The sequence below is a fragment of the Variovorax beijingensis genome, assembly GCF_003951285.1.
Taxonomy (GTDB): domain Bacteria; phylum Pseudomonadota; class Gammaproteobacteria; order Burkholderiales; family Burkholderiaceae_C; genus Variovorax; species Variovorax beijingensis.
The window spans coordinates 188613-210335 of sequence record NZ_RXFQ01000011.1; the positions used below are offsets into that span (position 1 = coordinate 188613).

The window sequence follows — 21723 nt, forward strand, 5'->3', positions numbered from 1 at the left end:
AAACATTGCGCTTGTGGCAGCGCGTTGCGACTCCTAGGATGAACCTGCATCCCCGCTCTGTTCCTCCAGGAGTCCTTCATGAAACGCCTCCCCGCACTGGCCCGCATGGTGCTGTTGTCCTGCCTTGGCCTCGCGCCTTTCGCGGCCCTGGCCGCCGATGCCGGGTTTCCGTCGCGCCCGGTCACGCTCGTGATTCCCTTTCCGCCCGGCGGCGCCACCGACGTGAACGGGCGCGTGATCGCGCAGCGCCTGGGCAAGGAGCTCGGCCAGCCCGTGGTCATCGAGAACCGCGGCGGCGCCGGCACCGTGATCGGCGCGAGCTATGTCTCCAAGGCGGCGCCCGACGGGTACACGCTGCTGATCAGCTCGGGCACCACCTTCACCGTGAACCCCGCCATCCGCCCCAACCTGCCCTACGACCCGGTCAAGGGCTTCGAGCCGATCGGCTTGGCCGGGCGCGTGGGCCTCATCCTGCTTGCGAACAGCGAAGTGCCGGTGCAGACCGTCAAGCAGTTCGTCGACTACGTGAAGGCCTCGCCAGGAAAGTATTCGTACGCCTCCTACGGCACCGGCACCACCTCGCAGTTCGCCGGAGAAACCATCCTGCATGCCGCGGGCCTCAAGATGACGCACGTGCCCTACAAGGGCAGCGCCCCGGCCATGACCGACCTGATGGGCGGGCAGGTTCCGTTCAGCGTCGACACCGTGAGCGCGACCATTCCCCAGCTCAAGAGCGGCAAGATCAAGGCCATTGCGGTGACCACGGCCAAGCGCTCGACGCTGCTGCCCGACGTGCCCACCATGGCCGAGAGCGGCTACCCCGAGGTCAGCACCGACACCTGGCTGGCCCTGGCCGCACCGAAGGGCCTGCCGCCCGAGGTAAAGGCCAGGCTCGAAAAGGCGCTGGCCGCGACCATCGCCGATCCCGACACGCGCGCCAAGCTCAGTGCGCAGGGCCTGGAGCCGGGCTACAGCAATTCGGCCGCCGTGAGCGAACTGATCGCCAAGGAATTGCCGCTGATGCGCGCCATTGCCGCGCGCGCCAACATCACAGCAGATTAGGGCCCCCGAAGCGACATGAGCAGCCACACCGAATTGATCGAACAATCCGCCGTCGAACTGCGCCGGCTCATCGGCAGCAAGGCGGTCTCGCCGGCCGAGCTGCTCGAAGCCTGCATCGCGCGCATCGAGCGCGTGAACCCTTTCATCAACGCCGTCACCGCCACCTGCTTCGAGCGCGCGCGGGCCGAGGCCCGCGCGGCGGAAAGCGCCGTGATGCGCGGCGATGCGCTGGGCCTGCTGCACGGCCTGCCGCTCGGCGTGAAGGACCTGGAGCCCACCGAAGGCCTGCTCACCACCTGGGGCTCCGCGATCTTCCGCGACCACGTGCCGCAGGAGGACATCGAGCTGGTGGCCCGCCTTCGCAGGGCCGGCGCCATCGTGGCGGGCAAGACCAACGTTCCGGAAATGGGCGCCGGCGCCAACTCGCGCAACGAGGTGTGGGGCGCCACCGGCAATCCCTTCAACCCGAACCTGAATGCCGGCGGATCCTCCGGCGGCTCGGCCGCCGCGCTGGCCTGCGACATGCTGCCCATGTGCACCGGCTCCGACACCGGCGGTTCGCTGCGCATTCCGGCCGCCAAGTGCGGCGTGGTGGGCTTCCGGCCCTCGCCGGGCATCGTGCCGAGCGTGCGCAAGCTGCTGGGCTGGACGCCGATCTCGGTCGTGGGCCCGATGGGCCGCACGGTGGAAGACGCCTGCCTGCAGATGGCCGCCTCCGCCGGCATGCACGCGGGCGATCCGCTGAGCTATCCGCTCGATCCGCTCAGCTTCCTGAAGCCGGCCGGCATCGACCTGAGCCAACTGCGCGTGGCGTGGACCGAGGACTTCGGCACCTGCGCGGTGGACGACGGCATCCGCGCCACCATGCGCAAGAAGATCGGCGCGATGCGGCACCTGTTCAAGCGCTGCGACAAGGTCGAGCTCGACCTCGGCGAAGCGCACCGCTGCTTCGACGTGCTGCGCGCCGAGGCCTTCGTGGCCGGCATGCATGCCGCCTACCAGCGCGACCCGGCCAGCCTGGGCCCCAACTCCCGCGCCAACTACGAGATGGGCGCGCAGATGAGCCTGCTCGACAGCGCCTGGGCCCAGGCCGAGCAGACCCGGCTCATCAAGCGCTTCCAGGCCGCCTTCGCCGACTACGACCTGATCCTCTCGCCCACCACGCCCGTGTCGCCCTTTCCGTGGACGCAGCTCTATGCGGACACCATCAATGGCGAGAAGCAGGCGAACTACTACCGCTGGCTCGCGCTGACCTATGTGGTCACGCTGACGACGCACCCGGCGCTGTCGCTGCCCTGCGGGCTCGACCATGCGGGCATGCCGTTCGGGCTGCAGATCGTGGGCGCCTTCAGGGCCGACCACCAGGTGCTGGGCGCGGCGCATGCCATGGAACAGGCCTTCGCGGCCGATGCGCAATTGCGGCGCCCGCGGCCCGACATCGCATCGCTGCGCGCGGCCGAACCTGCACTCACGTCGATCGTCACGGCGCCGCCGGACTCGCGAAGCGGCGCGCCTGCGGACGCGGACGTCTCCGCCGTTTGAAGAAAGGAAAGGCCGGGCCTGGCGTTCAGCGAGCCGCAGATGCGGCGCGACTCTCCGCCGCCGTCAGGGACACCGCCGGATAGCGGATGAGCGGGCGCCCGTTGAGGGCCTGCAGGCTCCGGTTGTTGTGGGCATAGCGCGCACGGAACTGCGCAATCTGGGCGGGCGCCAGCGGCACGGGCGCCTGCAGCACGTACCACTCGACGTTCTCCGTCAGCGGCGGCGTGGTCAACGAGCCCAGGTAGTGGAAGTAGGCCTTGTCCCTGGGCAGGAGCACAGAGATGTCGGTCGCCGGCAACTCGCCGCGGCCGTCCTTGCCGAGCGCGCCCAGCACCTTGGCCGCCAGCGGATTGGCCGGCCCCTCGCGGTACATGACGCCGACCACTGCCAGGCGGCCATCCGCGGCGCGGAACACGAAGTGCCCCTCCAGCGGGAAATGCTTTCCGTTCAGCGTGTGTTCGCTTTCGGCATGGAAGTGAAACTGCATCAGCTTGAAATGCCGCCCGCGGATCATGGCCTCGGGCCCCTTCGCCTCGACCTCCACCGCATGCCCGTTGTCGACGACTTCGAGCCTTGCGCGGGCGTGGTTCAGGCGGATGTCCTGCGGCTCGAGCGCATCGCCGGGCCGGGCCTCGTGCGTGGGAATGTCGATCGGCGATTGGGCGCTGTCGTGCACCGCCTTCCAGCTGTCCTGGTGCTCGTAGTCGAGCGTCTGGGCATGGAGCGTGGAGGTCGCGAGCAGCGCAACGGCCAGAAGATGGCGAAAAACGGGAGGCATGGGCAGGAATTCCGGCAAGAAAGAAGTTACGAGATGGGCCTGCCGCACGCCTCTTGACCTTGCCACGATGTCAACCCTGAAACTGGGGCCTGCTTTCAATGAAGGAGACCCCATGCAAGAGCTCGAGATTCAGTCGACGACCTGCGGCGCGGCCATTCTCCGGCGGCCGGCCTGACCCGAAGCTGACTGCAATGAACCACACGCACTCCCACCACGCGCCGCACCGGCATGCGCCCATGGCCGAGGCGCCGGCCCAGGCCGCCGGCACCATCTACACCTGCCCGATGCACCCGGAGATCCGGCAGGACCATCCAGGCAACTGTCCCAAGTGCGGCATGACGCTGGAACCCCTGATGCCGACGCTCGACGAGGGCGAAGACCCCGAACTGCGCGACTTCAAGCGGCGCTTCATCTGGACGCTGCCGCTCACGCTGGCGGTCGCCGTGCTCGCAATGGCGGGACATCGGCTGCAGTGGTTCGAGATGGCCACGCAGAGCTGGATCGAGCTGGTTCTTTCGGTGCCGATCGTGCTCTGGGCGGGATGGCCCTTCTTCAGGCGCGCCGTGCAATCGGCCGCCAACCGCAGCCCCAACATGTGGACGCTCATCGGCCTGGGCACCGCCGCCGCCTTCGCCTACAGCGTGGTGGCCACGGTGGCGCCGCGCGTGTTTCCCGATTCGTTCATGTCGATGGGCCGCGTGGCGGTGTACTTCGAGGCGGCCGCGGTGATCATCTCGCTCACGCTGCTGGGCCAGATCCTCGAACTCAAGGCGCGCTCGCAGACCTCGGCGGCCATCAAGTCGCTGCTGGGCCTTGCGCCCAAGACGGCGCGGCGCATCGGGGCCGATGGCGCCGAGGAAGACGTGCCGATCGCGCACGTGCACGTCGGCGACAAACTGCGCGTGCGGCCCGGCGAGAAGGTGCCGGTGGACGGCGTGGTGGTCGAAGGCGCGAGCGCGGTCGACGAATCGATGCTCACCGGCGAGCCGCTGCCCGTGACCAAGCGGGCCGGCGACAAGCTCATCGGCGCCACGCTCAACACGAGCGGCGCGCTGGTGATGCAGTCGGAAAAGGTCGGCTCGCAGACCGTGCTCGCGAGCATCGTGCAGATGGTGGTGCAGGCCCAGCGCTCCCGGGCGCCGATGCAGCGCATGGCCGACCACGTGGCCGGCTACTTCGTGATGGCCGTCATCGGCATCGCGGTGCTGACCTTCTTCGCGTGGGGCTTCTTCGGGCCGGCGCCGAGCTGGACCCACGGGCTCATCAATGCGGTGGCGGTGCTCATCATCGCCTGCCCCTGCGCGCTCGGCCTGGCCACGCCGATGTCGATCATGGTGGCCACCGGCAAGGCGGCCACGCAGGGCGTGCTGTTCCGCGATGCGGCCGCCATCGAGAACTTCCGCAAGGTCGACGCGCTCATCGTCGACAAGACCGGCACGCTGACCGAAGGCAAGCCCGGCTTCGAACGCGCGGTGGCCCTGCCCGGCTTCAGCGAGGACGAGGTGCTGCGCCTCGCGGCGAGCCTGGACCAGGGCAGCGAGCATCCGCTGGCGCATGCCATCGTGCATGCGGCGCGCGAGCGCGGGCTTGCGCTCGCCGCGGCCGACGAGTTCGAGTCCGCCAGCGGCATCGGCGTGAGCGGCAGCGCCGGCGGCCGGCGGCTGGCGCTCGGCAACACCGCGCTCATGGATCAGCTGGGCGTGCCGGTCGAGGCGCTCAGGCCGCAGGCCGAGGCGCTGCGCGCCGAAGGGGCCAGCGTGATGTTCCTGGCGGTCGACGGGCAGCCCGCCGGCCTGCTGGCCGTGTCCGACCCGGTCAAGGCCACCACCGCGGAAGCGCTCGCGGCGCTCAAGGCGTCGGGCATGCGCGTGATCATGGCCACGGGCGACGGCCTGACCACCGCGCGCGCCGTGGCCGCCAGGCTGGGCATCGACGAGGTGCACGGCGAAGTCAAGCCGGCCGACAAGCTGGCGCTGGTCGAGAAGCTGCAGCGCGAAGGCCGCATCGTCGCGATGGCCGGCGACGGCATCAACGATGCGCCCGCGCTCGCCAAGGCCGACGTCGGCGTGGCCATGGGCACCGGCACCGACGTGGCGATGAACAGCGCCCAGGTCACGCTGGTCAAGGGCGACCTGCGCGGCATCGCGCAGGCGCGCATCGTCTCCGAGAAGACCATCGCCAACATGAAGCAGAACCTGGGCTTCGCGTTTGTCTACAACGCGCTCGGCGTGCCGCTGGCCGCGGGCGTGCTGTTTCCGTTCACGGGCTGGCTGCTGTCGCCGATGATCGCGGCGCTGGCGATGAGCCTGAGCTCGGCGTCGGTCATCACGAATGCATTGCGGCTGAGAGCGCAGGGCACGGGCGGCAAGCCCGGCTGACGCGCCGCCCCATCGGGTGCGGGGCCCGGCAGCATTCGAATTCGGCCTACATACATTTGGCGCGGGTTCATGCAAGTTGGACGGATGACACAGCCCATCGAACTCATCATCGAGGAGCCAGCCCTCGGATCATTTGTCTGGCGCCTGCTCGAAACGGATGCGAACGGAGCGAACCCCAAGGTGCTTCGCGACGCCTTCGATCCGGCGGACACCTATGAAGCCGCGCTGGCCGCGGGACAGCGCGCGCTCCACAGCGAGATCCGCCGACGTGCGCCGGCCCAGCCCCACGCCCAGGGCGCGTGAGACGGCGTCCGAGCGAACACGGACTCTCACACACGGCTGGCCTCGAGGGCCTTGGCCAGTTGCACGATGGTGCCGCCCGGCGCCACCGTGCGAGCGCCGCGCGTCTTCGCTTCGCGAGGCGGGTACGTAAGATTGGCGTCTGCCGGTTTTCCACAATGACAAAAGGAGATCTACAGATGCAGAACAAAGCCCTCGAGCCTCGCCGCCGCTTCCTGAAGAACGCCGCGGGCTCCGGACTGGCCGCCTTCGCCGGGCTGGCCAGCGCGCAGTCCTTCGACTTCAAGCCCAACCAGCGCTACCCCGATCCCTCGGTGCTGATCCTGGACCCGAGCTTTGCCAAGTACCGCATCTACAGCAGCACCGTCGAGCAACTGGGCACCGGCATGCGCTGGGCCGAGGGGCCGGTGTACTTTCCGGAAGGCGGCTACCTGCTGTGCAGCGACATTCCGAACAACCGGCTCATGAAGTACGACGAGAAGACCGGCAAGTTCACGGTGCACAAGCAGAACGCCAACTATGCCAACGGCAACACGCGCGATCGGCAGGGCCGCCTCGTCACCTGCGAGCATTCGGTCACGCGCCGCGTGGTGCGCACCGAGAAGAACGGCCGCATCACCGTGCTGGCCGACAGCTACGAGGGCAAGAAGCTCAATGCGCCCAACGACGTGGTCGTGAAGTCCGACGACAGCGTGTGGTTCACCGACCCGACCTTCGGCATCAACGGCGAGTGGGAAGGATCGAAGGCCACGCCGGAGCAGGCCACCACCAACGTCTACCGCATCGCGAAAGACGGCAAGCTCAGCGCCGTCATCACCGATCTGGTGAACCCGAACGGGCTCGCGTTCTCGCCGGACGAGAAGAAACTCTACGTGGTCGAGTGGAAGGGCACGCCCAACCGCAGCATCTGGAGCTACGACGTTGCAACCGATGGCGCCAGCGTGTCGAACAAGACCAAGCTCATCGACGCGGACGGCCCCGGCGCGCTCGACGGATTCCGCGTCGACCGCGACGGCAACCTCTGGTGCGGATGGGGCTTCAACGGCGCATTCGCACCCGAGCCCACCGACGTCGGCGGCGGCCTGAAGGCCCACCTGCCGCTCGGAAAATCCGAAGAGATGGACGGCGTGAAGGTCTTCAACCGCGACGGCAAGCCGATCGGTTTCATCCGTCTTCCGGAACGCTGCGCCAATCTCGAGTTCGGCGGGCCCAAGCGCAACCGCCTCTACATGGCGAGCAGCCATTCACTCTATGCGCTCTACGTGGAAGCGCACGGCGCGGTCTAGCGGTCTAGCGGTCTAGCGGTCTAGCGCTCGGGCCTAGACCAGCGCCGCAATCTCCGCGGCACCCAGCGCGCCCTGGTAGATGCGGAAATCGCCAAGGCGCCCGCGCAGCGGCGGATCGTTCGGATACTGTGAGCGCCCGAGCAGGTTCCGCGTCGTCTCGCCGAGTTCGCAGGGCGCAAAGCTCATCTGCGCATTGCTGCCGGCCGCCACGCCGTCGATGTACAGCGTGCCGAGCGTGCCGGACAGGGTCACCGCCACATGCACCCAGCGGCCGGTCGGCAGCGGCGACGCGCCTTCGATCATCTGCATGTTGTAGCCGTGGACCGGCGAGATGGCGTAGCGCACCTTGCCGGTGTCGCTGCGCGGCGTGAGCATCATGTAGCGGCGCTCGCCGGAGCCGAAGTCGAAGACGCGCGACCAGGTCGAGATCTCGTCCAGGAACACCCGGCAGGCGATGGTGAAGTCGGCCACGTTCTTCACCACGCCCACGGGAAGCTCGGCGTAGTCGGCGGCCGCCTGCGTCTCGCTGAAGTCGCGCTGCAGCAGCAGTTCGGGCTTGATGGCGGCGCGGGCCTCGTCGGAGGGGTTGCCTTCGCCGGCCGCGGTCAGTGCCACCACCGCGTAGTGGTACACCACACCGGGCGCGACGGTGCTGTCGGTGAAGGTCAGCGTGTCGCTGATGCCCGTGGCCACCGTGGCGTACGGGCCGCCCGCCATGGTGGCGCGCCTGACCGAATAGCTCAGCGCGCCGGTGCAGCCCCACCAAGACAGCTCGACCTGCGGTCCGTGCACGCGCGCGGTGAGCCCGCTCGGTCGCACCGGCGTCGCGATCGGATCTCGCGTGTAGGTGAGCGTTCCGAAGCCGAGCTGGTCGCCGTTGTTGCCGTCCAGCTCGGGCCGCATCTGCTCGGCCTGCAGCGCGGTGTAGGGCGTGGCAATGCCCAGGCGGTTGGCATAGTGGTTGTGAACGCTTTCCCAGATGCCGCGCCGGTGGCCGAGGCCGCCGGTCGACAGCACGGTCGCCGTTCCCTGCCGGTTGGCGCTGGTGAGAAAGGGCACGGTGTAGAAGTTGCCGGTGCCGTCGCGCAGGTTGGACTTGGCCACGTACTCGGCGCCGGCAAGGAAGCGGTTGTTCTCGTAGCCGTAGATGTCGTCGCCCTGGTTCCAGGCCATCTCGCAGAATGCGCCCGCCAGGCCGATGCCCAGCGTGCAGTGGCCCTGGTCGCGGCCGCTCTCCTGCCACTGGCCGAGGTAGCCGGGATGCACGTGATAAACCGCCTGCAGGCCCGCGCCGTTGCCCTGGCCCGCCTTGTAGTAGCTGATCGCCTCGTCGTAGAGGTCCAGCCGGTCGCACAGGACGCCGATGGCCAGGATCGAGCCCATGGCGCACTGGTCCCAGTTGGCCCAGTAGTTGGTGATCACCGCACCGTTGTGCCTGGTGAGGAAGTCGTGGTTGAGCGGGTAGAACACCGTGAGCATCATGTTCTGGAAGCGCGCGAAATCGCTGGCCGCCCACCCCGGATAGGACCGCATGATCTCGGCCGCGTTCGCGAACTGCTGGCCGTAGATGCCCGCCGCCAGGAAGCGATCGGCATTGCCCTCGATCGATGTCAGCGTGGACGACCACTCATTGAGGAACACGACCGCGAGGTCGGCGTAGCGCGTGTCCTCTGACACCTTCCAGCGCAGCGCGAGCTGGTAGGCGCGCGCGATGTCGATGTACATCTGCGCGAAGTTCTGCCCGTCGCCGCCGCGTATCACCGTGGCCAGCGGCCGCGGCTTGGCGCCGAGCTGCGAGCGGCCATTGGACGTGAGCGCGTTCCAGCCGGCGACCCAGGGTTGCGCATTGGCCGCAACCTTCTGGCGCATGCGCTCGAAGTCGGCCTCGGTGTGCAGCAGGCCGGGGTGCACGAACTTGCGCGCCTGCGGTGCGGGAGGCGCCGCGCCGGGCGCGACTGGCGCATCGGGCGCGGCTGGCGGGGCGGCCGCCGGGGCCGATGCATCCGCCTGCGGCGCATTGCCCAGCGCGCCGAAGCCGCCCGCCACACCGCCACCACCTCCGCCGCCGCCGCATGCGGTGGTGCCGAGGGCGGCGAGACCCATGGCGCTCACGCAGAACGCGCGGCGGTCCAGGGGGTTGCTGTTGTTCTGGCTGTTTGATTGAGGCATGTCGAAGTCAAGATTTGTCAAATCTCGTTACCGCAACATGCATGCCCGATCCGCGGATGAATCCTTTCCTATGCGCCGCCTGGTCGAACCCGGACGACGGAACGCCGCGGATGCGCGAGAAGCCTCGCCTCGGATGACATTGGTGTCACCCTGAACATCGACGCGCTCAGAAATGTCACGTCCACGACCACATGCGCCTTGATGACGTAGAGTGGCCAGCGAAGTCCGCCCCCCGGCAACCAACGATCTTTCAGCATTGAAGTACGTTCGAATGGATTTGCAGCCGCATCACCTCGACGCCCTTCTCCTGGCCGCCTTGCGCACCGCCCCGCGCAGGTACCGCCTGCCGCCCCTGCCGGCCGATGCCGAGGCGGCCGTGGCCGGCGGCACCGAAGCCACGCTCGCCTTTGCAATGGAAGCTGCGCGCATCGAGAAAGCATCGCCCGCGGCGCTACCGGGCCACGATGGCATCCAGGCGCTTTTCACCCGCGCGCTGGCGCAGTTGATCCGCGAGGCGCTCGCGCCCGAGCGCGGCGACCCGGCGTTCCAGGCCGCGATGCTGCAGGCGCAGGATGCGCAGGTGCATGAGCATGTGCAGCTGTCCCGGCAGCGCGCGGCTGATCGGCGCACCCTGAGAATGGCGGTCGATGCCATCGCGCACCCCGGCAAGCTGCGGCGCGAGGCAGCCGGCGCCGCGCGCGACGCGCTGGGCCGGCTGCACGGCCTTGCAGCAGCGGGCGCATGGACGGAACTTGCGCAGGCCATCGGGCGGCTGCTCGCGCAGGAACTCCCCGGCGCCGGAAACTTTCGCGCGCCGTTGGAAGCGATCCAGTCCAGCCCCGCGCTGCAGCGGCTGGCACGCGGCAGCGAGCTGCTCCGGCTCGAGAGCGTGCAGCGCTACCAGGCGCTGTGCGAACGGCGCGGACCGCTCGCGGGCAGCGATGCGGCGGCCGCCGAAGGGCGCGCATCGGCGCAGCAGGGCCGGATCGCCGAGCACGCTGCGGTCGAGGCATTCCGCAAGATCGCCGGCATGCTGAACCGGCATCGCAAGGGAGCCACCACCTACCGCGTCGCCCGCGGTCTTCGCACGCCGCGCGGGTTTCCGGGAGAAGCGCGCAAGGCCAAGGAAGAATGGGATGCCGCCATCGTGCGCGGCGATGCATGCGGCGAAGCGGATGGCGGCGCCGACCTCGTTCTCCTCGCCGAAACCAAGGCATCGCCCGCCGCGGCCACGTCCGACTTTCCGCGCCTGCTGCGCGGCCTGCGGCGCCTTGCGCAGGCCCGTGCCGAAGCGGTCTACGCCTTCGCGTCGGCCGACGGCGAGCAGCGCATCGCCGGTGCATCGCTGCAAGGCATGCGCCCGATCCGCCGCCTGTTGCCGCCCCACGTGATCTATTGCTGCTCGGCACCGCCCGAAGCTTTGCCGCAGCCGCTGGGCGCCGCCACCAAGGCCGTGCTGCTCGCCGAGCCCGCGAGCCTCGCCTTCGCGCAGCAACTCGCGCGCGGCGAAGCGCCATCGCATGCCGCACTGGCCCCGGTCTGGCACGCGCTGGCCACGGCACCGCGGCTGCAGGCCGCATTGCACCAGTACGAAACCGCGCAGAAGGCACGCGCGGCCATGCTGCATCCGGACGACCTGCTGGCGTCGTTGGCGCATTGCCTGCAGCGTTCCTACTCCTCCTGAGTGGCCGGCTCCTTCGCCACCGCGGGGCGGCCCTCGGGCGACAGCACATGCAGGGATCGCGCCGGAATCGCGAACTCCACGTCCAGGCGCTGCTGCTCGTCCATGTAGAGCGCGTAGTCCGGCGTGGTCACGAAGTACACCACCTCGAAGTCGAGCGAGCTTTCGCCGAAGGCCTGGAAGTGCACGCGGTCCAGCCGCAGCGAGGGCCGCGACGCGATCAGCCGCTTCACGATGCCCGGTATGGCTTCCAGCTGTTCGGGCGTGCTGCGGTAGCTCACGCCAAACTTGAAGGCGATGCGGCGCTCGTCCATGCGGCGATAGTTCTTCACGGTCTGCTTGAGCAGGTCGGTGTTGCCGATCACGATCTGCTCGCCGCTCAGGCTGCGCAGCCGCGTGGTCTTGAGGCCGATGTGCTGCACCGTGCCCAAGAGATCGCCGATGCCGATTGCATCGCCCACCTCGAACGGCTTGTCGACGGCGATGGACAGCGAGGCGAACAGGTCGCCCAGGATGTTCTGCATCGCAAGGGCAATCGCAATGCCGCCCACAGCACGGTGCGCAGCGACCACGACATCAGCGTGGCCGATGCGCTGACCTGCGTCATGCTCGCGGAGGAATGGCGCTGCTCGTAGCGGCGCAGCCCGAAGCCTATTGCGCGCGTGAACCACAGGCCCGCCTGCAGCGCGAGCGCAATGAACCACAGCTGCCCGACGCGCTGGTTCCAGCGCTCGGGCAGCTCGAGCATGCCCACGCCGACGAGCAGCGCGGCCAGCACCAGGAATGCGCGGTTGGTGCCGGCCAGCACTTCGACCACCGTGTCGTCGATGCCGCCAGGTCGGGCACCGGCAGCCCCAGCAGCGTTGCATCGGCCAGAGCGCCGAGTGCTTCGTTCATGCGCGGGCAACCTTCTTCTTCATGCGTTGTGGCGCGTCAGCTCTTCGGGCGGACATGGATTTCCGGCAGTCTGTCGTCGTAGAAAGCCATGCGGCCCTTCAGCGCCTGGTGCTCGCCGTACGGATCCTCATACGACCAGACCGCGTCCTCGAGCTGCCGTTCGCCCACGTTCAGGCTGTAATAGCTCGCGGTGCCCTTGAACGGGCATTCGGACGTGGTCTGCGAACGCTTCAGCTTCTCGGTGCGGACGTCGGTGCGCGGAAAGTAGCAGCGCACCGGCGACTTGTCCTCGACCACCTTGATCACCTCCGCCGAACTCGCGACGACCACGCCTTCGACCTCGACCTCCATCGGCTGGCGAAGCGGTTCTTCGCGCACCTGGTGGTCGGGCCATTTCTGGTGTCCTGGTGATTTGCTCATTTCTTCGTGCTCCTGGAGGGATCGAGATGGTCCCGAAACCAGTCGCGCGCCAATTTCGACACCGTGCCCAGCGCTTCGGGCTCTTCGAAAAGATGCGTCGCACCGGGCACGAGCGAAAGCCGCTTCTCGCCGCGCAGCGCCGCAAGGGCTTGCCAGTTCATGTCGATCACCGGCCCGTCGTTGCCGCCGACGATCAGCAGCGTGGGCGCGCGCACGCGCTCGAGCGCCTGCCCGGCCAGGTCGGGCCGCCCGCCGCGCGAGACCACGGCGTGCACCGCGTCGGGCCGCTGCGCCGCCGCCACCAGCGCAGCACCCGCGCCGGTGCTCGCACCGAAGTAGCCGATCCTCAGGCCCGCGGCGGGCTCGCAGTCGCACAGCCAGTCGGTCAGGCCGACGAGCCGGTCGGCCAGCATGTCGATGTCGAAGCGCAGCTCGCGCGTGCGCTCGTCGATGGCCTCTTCGTCGGAGGTCAGGAGGTCGACGAGCAGCGTGGCCAGCTTCGCCTCGTTGAGGCTCTCCGCGACCTGGCGGTTGCGCGGGCTGAAGCGGCTGCTGCCGCTGCCATGCGCAAACAGCACGATGCCGCGGGAGGCCGCCGGCAGGCTCAGGTCGGCCTCCAGCGTCACGGAAGAGCGCAGGGGAATTCGGAGCGCACGGCGCTCGACGGTTCGGGATGGGAAGGTCAATTCCTGGCTTCCTTTTGCGCGAGGCATTTCGCTCTTTGTGTGTGCTCGGCCTCGCCATCGGTCACCTTATTTTTTTGCAGCGGTTCTTCTGTAGGGCGATGCTCACATTCGCGTAGGTGCAGTGGAGCGTTGCATATTGAAAGAAAACTGCGCTGCAGGTGGGTCAATGCCGCCGAGCCCTCATGGTGCGAGGCGCTCAATGCCAAGATCCATTCGCAGGCGCCGCATCGCGTCCTGCAAAGGAGGTCACCATGAAAGTCGAGATCACGAAAGCACCTGTCGCAAAGACGGAGATGCTCATTCGCAGGCCCGTCTCAGAGGTGTTCGGGGCGTTCATCGACCCCCGTGTGACAACCAACTTCTGGTTCACCAAAAGCAGCGGCCGGCTCGAGACCGGTCATGAAGTCAGATGGGACTGGGAAATGTATGGAGCATCCACGTCGGTGCTCGTGAAAGACATTGAACCCGACAAGCGCATCGTGATCGAGTGGGACGGGTACAGCGGCCGCACGACGGTTGAATGGAATTTTTCCGCACGTGAGGACGGGACGACCTATGTCGCCATCACGGAGTCTGGCTGGACAGGTGACGGAGACGAACTCTTCAGCTACGTTGCCGAGTCGACTCAGGGGTTCACCTGGACGCTTGCGGGGCTCAAGGCGTTCCTCGAGCATGGCATCAAATTGAATCTTGTCGCGGACAAGAACCCGGATGCGCACAAGGATGGCTGGCAGCAGGCCTGACAGTTCATTGCGGACCGCGCGCGGGATGCGACGGGCTTAGAAAGTTTCCCAGTCTCCGCTGGCAGCGGATGTGCCCGCGATGGCCGCCGCCGGCTTGCGCTGCGGTGCGGCAATGGCGCGCCGAGCCGGCTGCACGGCAGGCCGCGCCTGAACGGACACCGGCCTGGGCGGTGCCGCGGCGAGTTCCTCGTCGTCGAGCTTGAAGGTTGCCACCACCTGCGAGAGGCTGCCGGCCTGCTCCTGCAGCGACTGGGCCGCCGCGGCCGCCTCCTCGACCAGCGCCGCGTTTTGCTGCGTCACCTGGTCCATCTGCGCGATCGCCTGGTTGACCTGCTCGATGCCCTGGGCCTGCTCGTGGCTCGCCGCCGTGATCTCGCCGATGATGTCGGTCACGCGCTTGACGCCGCTCACGATCTCTTCCATCGTCTTGCCGGCCTCGCCGACGAGCGCGCTGCCCGCGTCGACCTTGCCCACCGAATCGTCGATCAGGCCCTTGATTTCCTTGGCCGCCGCGGCCGAGCGCTGCGCGAGGCTTCTTACTTCGGAGGCCACCACGGCAAAGCCCCGGCCCTGCTCGCCCGCGCGCGCGGCTTCCACTGCCGCGTTGAGCGCCAGGATGTTGGTCTGGAACGCGATGCCATCGATCACGCCGATGATGTCGACGATCTTCCGGGAAGAAGCATTGATCGACGCCATGGTGTCGACCACCTGCCCCACCACGCTGCCGCCCTTGACCGCCACTTCGGAGGCCGAGAGCGCGAGCTGGTTGGCCTGCCGCGCGTTGTCGGCGTTCTGCTTCACGGTGCTCGTGAGCTCTTCCATCGACGCCGCGGTCTGCTCGAGCGAGCTCGCTTGCTCCTCTGTGCGCGAGGACAGCTCCTGGTTGCCGGCGGCGATCTGCCCGGACGCCACCACGATCGAATCGGTCGACGCCTTGATGCGCGTCACCACGTCCGTCAGCGTGTCTTCCATCTCGCCCATGCCGCGCAGCAGCCGCCCGAAATCGCCGCCGCGCTCGGTCTCGAATTCCTTGCTGAGGTCGCCCGAGGCCACGGTCTCCGCGATGAAGATTGCCTCGCCGAGCGGCTGCATGATGCTGCGCGCGAGCCAGACGCTGCAGCCCGCGCCCGCCAGCAGCGCCGCAACCCCGAAGCCGGCCATGAGGTTGCGCGTCGAAGCGATATGCCGTGCGAGTTCCGGGGCGACGCCGCTGCCGGCGACGTCCTGAAGGCCCGCGATGCCGATCGCAAGCCCCGTCGCCATCAACAGCAACACGATTCCGAACGCCGCGCCCAGCTGGGCACTGATCTTCCAATTGCGCATGTGCTTTTCCCGTGACGGCCGCCGACGCGGGGGCCAGGTTGCCTGGTATATCGGCAGTGCCACGGCGGAACTTGAGGGTGCGGATCCAGGCGTAAACCCGGGGTTCGCCCACGAATGCCCGGCTTGGCACGGAATGCTGCGAGGTGCTCTGGAATGAAAAAAGCCCTAAGTAGTTGATTTACTTAGGGCTTTTTAACTTTCGCGGACGTCTATGGACGACTGCGAAGTAATGAGTGGTGGCCTGGGGCGGAATCGAACCACCGACACGCGGATTTTCAATCCGCCCCACAACCCAGCATCTGTGCGGGTCGGAGAATAGTTAAGGGAATATTTAGGCAGTATGACCCGTCCCCCGGAGGCGGTCCGCAGTCGCCTGTTCCCACGTTCACTCCACAACTTTCCCGCTTTTACAACGCCAACTGTTAATGGCGATGACATGGGCGTCACAGCGCGGAGAGGCGAGTGACATTTTTGTCACCTTCTTGTAAATGCCTGCGCATCGAGGCTTTTGCTGAAGTAATCTGCGCGCGCACGCGCATGGGCGCGCCCGAATGCCGCTCACTTTGGCTCACGCCAATCCGGAAATCTCTGCGTGGGTATGGCTTCTCGTCGTTGGAATACTCGCCCTTCATGAGCAAGCCAACGAAGCACAGGTGGACCGAGGAACAGGTGACCCTGCTCCGAGATCTCTATCCGCTCGGCGCGATTGATGAGATCGTCCAGCGCACCGGCCGGAGCCGCCAGGCCGTCAAGCACATGGCCATCGCCGTGAGCCTGAGCGGCAAGTACCACTGGCGCGGCACACCGCTTCCGGTCGGCGCTGAAGTCCGCCGGCAGGGAGAAAACTCGTACCTGATGGTGAAGATCCTCGACGACGCCGGCAAAGCGATCTGGATACGCAAGCACCACCTAGTTTGGAAAGAGCACACCGGCATGCTACCGCCAAAGGGTTCGCGCGTGCTCTTCAAAGATGGCGACCGGGGCAACTGTGCCTTTGGAAACCTCGAACTTATCACTGACGCCGAGGCCGCTACCCGCATGACCGAACTCCGGTCATATCCGCCTGCACTGCAGGAAACCATCCGCCTTCTGGGCGATCTTAAAAAAGCTCTATATGACCGTGAAAAACATGGCCGATCTTCGCGGCGAACTATTCGAAGTGATGCGCGAATTGAGAACGTCCCCGACACCTGATCTGGCCAAGGTGCGCGTGTACTGCGAGGTTGCAACCGTCGCGGTGAACGCCATCCGCACACAGGTCGCCTACGCAAGCATCATCAAGGGCGACCTGGAGCTTCCCTTCATGGAGGAGCCTCCACCCGAGCCCCAGCAACCGCGCAGTCCCGGGGCTGTCGTCAACCCACTGGAGAGCGGGCCGTCGCCGGATCACCCTTGGAGGCGCGTGCATCGCCTCGGGCGCTGACGGGTCGCCATCCTATGGCAGTAGCATGCCGCTCAGCCAAACTTGAGGAAAAACGGTGACCCATTATTTAAAACTTGCGCTCCTGTTCTGCACCCTATTCATATCCTCTCTGTCGCTTGCGGCGGACAAGTGGAGCATCGGCTTCAATGAGCCATTCATTTCTGGATACATGAAATCCAAAGGGCATTGGTGCACAGAGTGCCCTACAAACACCTACCAAGCAGATGCAGCACTCATTAACGGTCGAATATTGGACCTTGCCAGCCAACGACATGTCGGCGCGTTCAGAGAGATCATTCCTCTAGCCGCACTGCGACCGAATTCGACCACCAATCACTATGAAGACGTCATTGACATCATTTCAATTTACTCGAACTACAACCTAAAGTTAACACTGACATTTGGATTACCCATCCCGTCTTGGATGTCGCCAAACGGAAGCGCATGGACCCCAATGCCGACGTCCGATCAAGAATGGGCTACGCTAAAAAATTCACTCGCCCTAGAAATGGGGAACCTCGTTCAAGCTCTGTGGAATAGCCCACGCGTAAACCGAACTTGGATGACAACTCACCTATTTGTCGAAGGATTTAATGAATTTGACTCACTTCAAAATACCTCTGGGTCAACAGCCAACTCATCGCCTACGCGAGCCGCTGACTTGCAAAATGGAATCCAGTGGTACTTGAATCTGTACGGCACAAGCGTGCAGACACTAATGCCGTCGGTTGTAGGAGTGTATGCAGGATATGGGTCGGGCGTCGCCGATCCGCAAGCGCAGTACATCTCAGATTATTATCAGCTCTACGGGACCGGATTGCCCAATGCTCACATTTATGTGAGGAACGATTTTGAGTTTCAAGGATATGGGGATTTGCTAAACAAACTAAGAACCCGTGTTCTTGCCATTGATCAAATCCTCCCATCAACACTAAAGGGTAAGCTGGTTATAGGAGAGACAGGAGCGGCGGACCGTGTTCCGCCTAACTGCACTGCGCAGAGCCCCGGAGGAAGTTTGGCTATAGCTCAACGGGACTCCTACTATGCTGCTGTCGGGTTCGACAGTGAGATAAATTCAAGAGTGGAAATGATTTTATTCTGGCGCCTCATGAACTTGCCCGCCAATCAGCTTCCCTCGTGCGAAGCATACTTCGGGGTTGTTCATGACGATAACTCCGGCTACAAAGCAGTCGGCCTAAATCTATTTAACTACCTGGGAAATTGAAGCGTCGGACGGGAAACCACCGCTCAAAGCCTGCAGTGCCCAAAGCCTGGGGGCTTTGTTATTTGCGAGATAGCATGCGACCATGTGGAGGCCTGACAAGCCCCTCACGAAGTGGTCTGGACCAACGAATTCGCCCGCGCCTACTACGAGATGTGCGAAGGCTGCGCTGACTACGACTTCATCTATGAGCTGGCCGCCCACCTGCTGCCCATCGGCGTGACCGTCGATCCACGCAAGGTCGCCGAGCTGGCGAGCATCGCTGTGGCATTCGAGATGCCAGACGAGGAATAAGCATGGCCACGAAGCGCGCGAAAGCCTTGACCTCAATCCGCCACATCGCGGTCTACGTCGAAGAACCCGAGCCAGGCTGGTTCCAATGGGTGCTCATCGAAGCGGCATCCGACCTCTCGACCTGGTCGGAACTGAAGCGGGCCGAGCGGTGGGAGTCCTCATACAAGGACGCCATGGCCAAGGGCCTGCTCGCGCTCCAGGAACTGACAGCCGATCTCGATCGAGGCCCTCGCACGGAGCCGCGCAAGCCGAAGGAGAAGTCCTCAGGTTTCGGATTCGGTTTCGAGCTTCCCAAGCTCGACTGACGGCTGTAGCGGTCCGGCGTCGAACAATTCGACTGGCGGCACCTTCAGCATCTCCCTCGCCTCTTCGACCGTGCAGGTGAGCCAGCGATCGAAGTCATGGGCTTCGAGCGGAATCAGGCTTCGCTTGTCCTGCTGGTCCGCCGGCAGTTTCGGATCTGGCTGTGCATCCTGCCCATCAGCGGGTGGCCGTCGGCATTCAGCGTCAGCATCGTGTAGTTGTCCCAGACCTCGCCCGTCTCTTTGTCGATCCAGGTGTTCCAGAGCCCGGCCAGGCCCCATGGCGCACCGTCGGCGCGCCGGAAGCGCCACCAGACGTTCTTGCCCGTTTCTCAGTTCGGCTCGTCGAAGCTGGCGGCCGGGATGATGCAGCGCTTGCCGCGGGCCCAGGCATCTTTGTAGGTCGGCGATTTCTCCATACCCTCGGTGCGCGCGTTCACCGTGCTCAGGCGCGTGCCGCGCGCCGTCATCGGCACATGCGTCTTCGACCAGGGCGGATTCATTCCCCACTGCCCCACCACGAGCTCGCGCGCGTACTCGACATCGTCGGCTCGCCGAATGAAGCTGGCCAGTGACAGCGGGAACACCGTCAGCAGATTCTCCCAGTCCTTGCGCTGGTTGGATCGCCGGTCGATTCGCCAGAAGGCCTCGATCTCGCGCTGCTCCGGGCTGATGTAGCGAGTACACATCGGCTCATTCTTGGGGCGCTGCCGCGCGATGTCACTCGGTGATTGGCCTCAGCCACTCGACTGCAGCTGCCTCGGGAAGCATTGTCCGCAGCCGCTCGTCGCGCCACAGATCGCGCGCGACATCCTCCAACTCAAGTGGATCGACGGTATGCCACTGCTGCTGCAACCGGTGCGCGCAGGCGGCAATCCAAAGGGTTGCGGGCACGTTTTCCATGCGCTCATCGCAGTACAAATACTGTATATTTGTACAGGCATGTTCTTCGCCGAAGTCACCTTCCTGATGCGAAACGGCCTGCGCCTGAAACCTGCGGAGCGGGATCCACCCGGGCGCTACACCGTCACCATTCTGGAGTCCGACCGGGACAAGAACAACTCAGCGCGCAACCTAGTGGAGGTCAGCCTGTACGTCAGCCATGGGGCCGCCCAGATGGCCAGCCGCGGGCGGATCGTTGACCCGGTCATCGTGCCGTTCAAGGGGCCGGGCTTCCTGATTTCAGGCATCGAGCTTGAGGCTCAGCACGTCGACGGCCAGTTGAGGGTATTGGAGCCCCGGCAGGTCTGGCACCGCGTGCCGGTTGGGCGTCTTGGGGTGGAGTAGTCGTCAGCGCGGCAATGTCAACGCCTCGTAAGTGCGCACTCATGCATCAGAGGCCTGCACTCCTTGCGGCTGCCTACGGCAACGGTACACCCCCGCTGCTTATTGGAAATTGTTGGTGATCAATTGGTTGGGACTTGGGCTCGGGTTCGCAATCGCTGAACCATTCCCGCGCAGATCATTGTTGGACAAGATCACATAGTCAACGCCGCTGCTGATCACGACGCCTGCACCAGAATTTCCACCCACGCCTGCACCATTTCCGATGCGGGAGTCCGTAATTCTGACACTCGTCAGCCCGGGATTGAAATAGGCGCCGAAGCTGTTGGCTCCAATCTCGCCACCGGTAATAGACACGTCACTCACTGTCCCACCGGTTGTGATTCCAGAGCCGGCATTCAAGAGAAAATGGGGAGAGGTGAAATGGATGCCAGAAACCGTCCCGGAACCATTATTGACGATGCGCACACCATCAGATCCGGATGATCCCGCCCAAACGCTATCGAAGCGCGAACGCACTACGCTTCCCGACCCTGTGGCATTGATCGCGATTCCGCTGCCGCTTGAATTGTCAAAAAAGCAGTGATGTACCCAAAGGCTCGCCACCATACCTGCGTCAGTGGCTCCGCCGAGGGTGGAGGAATAGGGATCGATCAACAGGCCCGTCCCCTGCTGAATGACCGAGGTGTTGCTGATGATCAGCGCCGCGGAGTTGCGGACCCGGATGCCAGCAAAGGACACCTGCGGTTGCTGGGCGCCCATCAACACGTCATCGATCAACTGGCTGTTGTCTCCGCCTTCTGCACGAATGCGAATCGCACCAGGTGCGCCGTCTTGGAACCGTCCATGCCGGATTCTCGCGACGTTGCCCGTCATTAAAATACCGTTGTAGTCCCCGGTCATGAAGAAATCCTCGATAAACGACTCGGGGCCGCTTAGGACCACATAGCTCCCGCCTGTTTGTGGAACGGCGGCATTAAATTTGATGGAGCGGATACCCGCCCCATAGCCACCAACATTGAAGAGTGTCGCGTTCGAGGTGGTGGCTCTGATGACCGTCGCGTTCCTTCCGGCTCCCACAATAGTCGTTCCGTTGGAAAGAACTCCACCGCCGGAATAGAGGCAAACGCCTGCCGGAAAAACGAGAGTTCGGCCTCCAGCCGTCGATAGCGCCGTATTTATGGCTCCGGTATCGTCTGCGGTGCCATTGCACTGGACACCGAAAGTAGTCACATTGATTGCGTTGCCGATCGTGTTGCCCTGGGCAAAGGCAAAACCAGCACTCAGTACCGCAGTCAGTACTCCAAAAGTTCTTAGATATTTCTCCATCAATTTCCTCCTAGTAAAAGTCAAACGATTCTAGGAGTCGAAAAAGGAATTTGCATAGGGATTTCGGGCGCGTACTTTGCATTGCGCACTCCGCTGGATGTGCCCCTATCAACTCAGATAGTGGCGCCCCGCGGTCTTTCGCGCGAGAGTTCCATCACGAAGCACGTCGCTTCGCCGATGGAGAAAGCGGTGGAATCGATCCCCAAGCATTCGAGACCTGGAAACAGCTGTATTCGCGCTGGCACCAAGCGAACGGGCGAGCGCTCAAAGCCCGTGGTGATGTGAACGTCGCCCTGATGAAGTGCGCCTATGGCTGCGGCAATCCTCCGAACCGCAAGCAGTTGGACCGAGTCGGCAAACTGGAACACGATGCCGACTGGCTACGCATTCAAATGGACGCGAAGATCTTCAGCATGTTCGGCCTCACCCGAGCCATCACATAGTGCTGCACAATCAGCGAGGCCAGGCGTCGATCAGGCCTTGGCGCTTCGATTTCTCGCAGCCATAGGCCCGAATCCATTCGGATGTCCAACTAGCCAAGTCACTCGAAGTAGCACCAGCCTTTAGTGTGCCGGTGAGCTGGCCCCTTGAATGACAGGACACG

At 65.0% G+C, this 21723-nt stretch carries 22 protein-coding genes; 14 read left to right on the plus strand and 8 right to left on the minus strand.

The features are described 5' to 3' along the window. Positions 1 to 78 precede the first annotated feature (78 nt). Both EJO66_RS20120 and EJO66_RS20125 read left to right on the plus strand, forming a co-directional pair. Positions 79 to 1062 (plus strand): Bug family tripartite tricarboxylate transporter substrate binding protein, encoded by a 984-nt coding sequence (locus tag EJO66_RS20120; protein WP_124959861.1) that lies wholly within the window; start codon positions 79 to 81, stop codon positions 1060 to 1062. Between the two features lie 15 nt (positions 1063 to 1077). Next, positions 1078 to 2604: an amidase gene (locus tag EJO66_RS20125; protein ID WP_125965890.1), complete on the plus strand. Its 1527-nt coding sequence runs from the start codon at positions 1078 to 1080 to the stop codon at positions 2602 to 2604. Between the two features lie 25 nt (positions 2605 to 2629). Here EJO66_RS20125 and EJO66_RS20130 read toward each other — a convergent pair whose 3' ends face one another. Then, positions 2630 to 3382, minus strand: a complete 753-nt coding sequence (locus tag EJO66_RS20130; protein WP_164547863.1) for a carbonic anhydrase — start codon at positions 3380 to 3382, stop codon at positions 2630 to 2632. A gap of 191 nt (positions 3383 to 3573) precedes the next feature. Between EJO66_RS20130 and EJO66_RS20135 the strand changes: the two genes are divergently transcribed. From EJO66_RS20135 to EJO66_RS20145, 3 genes are all read left to right on the plus strand, one after another. Then, a complete protein-coding gene (locus EJO66_RS20135; protein ID WP_206168865.1) occupies positions 3574 to 5760 on the plus strand; it encodes a copper-transporting P-type ATPase in 2187 nt (728 codons plus the stop codon). 84 nt (positions 5761 to 5844) lie between these two features. Further along, the gene (locus EJO66_RS20140; protein ID WP_223262317.1) at positions 5845 to 6063 is read left to right on the plus strand and encodes a hypothetical protein; all 219 of its coding nucleotides are present in this window, start codon (positions 5845 to 5847) and stop codon (positions 6061 to 6063) included. 176 nt (positions 6064 to 6239) lie between these two features. Next, positions 6240 to 7346, plus strand: coding sequence for an SMP-30/gluconolactonase/LRE family protein (locus EJO66_RS20145; RefSeq protein WP_125965891.1), 1107 nt, complete (start codon positions 6240 to 6242; stop codon positions 7344 to 7346). Positions 7347 to 7379: 33 nt separating this feature from the next. Here EJO66_RS20145 and EJO66_RS20150 read toward each other — a convergent pair whose 3' ends face one another. Next, a complete protein-coding gene (locus EJO66_RS20150; RefSeq protein ID WP_125965892.1) occupies positions 7380 to 9515 on the minus strand; it encodes a LamG-like jellyroll fold domain-containing protein in 2136 nt (711 codons plus the stop codon). A 271-nt stretch (positions 9516 to 9786) separates the two neighbouring features. On the opposite strand from EJO66_RS20150, the gene EJO66_RS20155 reads away from it, so the two are divergent. Continuing rightward, positions 9787 to 11199 (plus strand): hypothetical protein, encoded by a 1413-nt coding sequence (locus EJO66_RS20155; RefSeq protein WP_125965893.1) that lies wholly within the window; start codon positions 9787 to 9789, stop codon positions 11197 to 11199. On the opposite strand, the gene EJO66_RS33365 is transcribed toward EJO66_RS20155, so the two are convergent. Further along, positions 11187 to 11720, minus strand: a complete 534-nt coding sequence (locus EJO66_RS33365; protein WP_420856696.1) for a mechanosensitive ion channel family protein — start codon at positions 11718 to 11720, stop codon at positions 11187 to 11189. The genes EJO66_RS20155 and EJO66_RS33365 overlap by 13 nt on opposite strands. Before the next feature lie 95 nt (positions 11721 to 11815). Between EJO66_RS33365 and EJO66_RS33370 the strand changes: the two genes are divergently transcribed. After that, the gene (locus tag EJO66_RS33370; protein WP_399281419.1) at positions 11816 to 12175 is read left to right on the plus strand and encodes a hypothetical protein; all 360 of its coding nucleotides are present in this window, start codon (positions 11816 to 11818) and stop codon (positions 12173 to 12175) included. Here EJO66_RS33370 and EJO66_RS20165 read toward each other — a convergent pair. Both EJO66_RS20165 and EJO66_RS20170 read right to left on the minus strand, forming a co-directional pair. Then, positions 12130 to 12513 carry a DUF427 domain-containing protein gene (locus tag EJO66_RS20165; protein WP_124959869.1) on the minus strand — a complete coding sequence of 128 codons (384 nt, stop codon included), beginning with the start codon at positions 12511 to 12513 and terminating at the stop codon, positions 12130 to 12132. The genes EJO66_RS33370 and EJO66_RS20165 overlap by 46 nt on opposite strands. Next, a complete protein-coding gene (locus EJO66_RS20170) occupies positions 12510 to 13226 on the minus strand; it encodes a dienelactone hydrolase family protein (RefSeq protein WP_125965894.1) in 717 nt (238 codons plus the stop codon). Before EJO66_RS20170 ends, EJO66_RS20165 begins: the two co-directional genes overlap by 4 nt. Before the next feature lie 224 nt (positions 13227 to 13450). Here EJO66_RS20170 and EJO66_RS20175 point away from each other — a divergent pair, with 224 nt between their 5' ends. Continuing rightward, positions 13451 to 13942, plus strand: a complete 492-nt coding sequence (locus tag EJO66_RS20175; protein ID WP_124959871.1) for an SRPBCC family protein — start codon at positions 13451 to 13453, stop codon at positions 13940 to 13942. 36 nt (positions 13943 to 13978) lie between these two features. Here EJO66_RS20175 and EJO66_RS20180 read toward each other — a convergent pair whose 3' ends face one another. After that, positions 13979 to 15265 (minus strand): methyl-accepting chemotaxis protein, encoded by a 1287-nt coding sequence (locus tag EJO66_RS20180; protein WP_125965895.1) that lies wholly within the window; start codon positions 15263 to 15265, stop codon positions 13979 to 13981. A gap of 462 nt (positions 15266 to 15727) precedes the next feature. On the opposite strand from EJO66_RS20180, the gene EJO66_RS20185 reads away from it, so the two are divergent. The 4 genes from EJO66_RS20185 to EJO66_RS20200 all read left to right on the plus strand — a co-directional run bounded on the left by EJO66_RS20185 (position 15728) and on the right by EJO66_RS20200 (position 18509). Then, the gene (locus EJO66_RS20185) at positions 15728 to 16459 is read left to right on the plus strand and encodes an HNH endonuclease signature motif containing protein (protein WP_125965896.1); all 732 of its coding nucleotides are present in this window, start codon (positions 15728 to 15730) and stop codon (positions 16457 to 16459) included. A gap of 284 nt (positions 16460 to 16743) precedes the next feature. Next, entirely contained in the window at positions 16744 to 17913 is a 1170-nt protein-coding gene (locus EJO66_RS20190) for a hypothetical protein (RefSeq protein ID WP_125965897.1), read from the plus strand. Positions 17914 to 18024: 111 nt separating this feature from the next. Further along, entirely contained in the window at positions 18025 to 18204 is a 180-nt protein-coding gene (locus EJO66_RS20195; RefSeq protein ID WP_125965898.1) for a hypothetical protein, read from the plus strand. A gap of 2 nt (positions 18205 to 18206) precedes the next feature. After that, on the plus strand, positions 18207 to 18509 hold the full coding sequence (locus EJO66_RS20200) for a hypothetical protein (RefSeq protein ID WP_206168866.1): 303 nt from the start codon (positions 18207 to 18209) through the stop codon (positions 18507 to 18509). A gap of 329 nt (positions 18510 to 18838) precedes the next feature. On the opposite strand, the gene EJO66_RS33375 is transcribed toward EJO66_RS20200, so the two are convergent. Next, positions 18839 to 19195: an SOS response-associated peptidase family protein gene (locus EJO66_RS33375; RefSeq protein WP_420856697.1), complete on the minus strand. Its 357-nt coding sequence runs from the start codon at positions 19193 to 19195 to the stop codon at positions 18839 to 18841. Positions 19196 to 19343: 148 nt separating this feature from the next. On the opposite strand from EJO66_RS33375, the gene EJO66_RS20215 reads away from it, so the two are divergent. Then, positions 19344 to 19793, plus strand: a complete 450-nt coding sequence (locus EJO66_RS20215; RefSeq protein WP_164547864.1) for a hypothetical protein — start codon at positions 19344 to 19346, stop codon at positions 19791 to 19793. Positions 19794 to 19892: 99 nt separating this feature from the next. Here EJO66_RS20215 and EJO66_RS20220 read toward each other — a convergent pair whose 3' ends face one another. Further along, a complete protein-coding gene (locus EJO66_RS20220; RefSeq protein WP_125965901.1) occupies positions 19893 to 21119 on the minus strand; it encodes a glycosyl hydrolase family 28-related protein in 1227 nt (408 codons plus the stop codon). A gap of 281 nt (positions 21120 to 21400) precedes the next feature. Between EJO66_RS20220 and EJO66_RS32600 the strand changes: the two genes are divergently transcribed. Further along, a complete protein-coding gene (locus EJO66_RS32600; RefSeq protein ID WP_164547865.1) occupies positions 21401 to 21562 on the plus strand; it encodes a hypothetical protein in 162 nt (53 codons plus the stop codon). Positions 21563 to 21723: the final 161 nt, after the last annotated feature.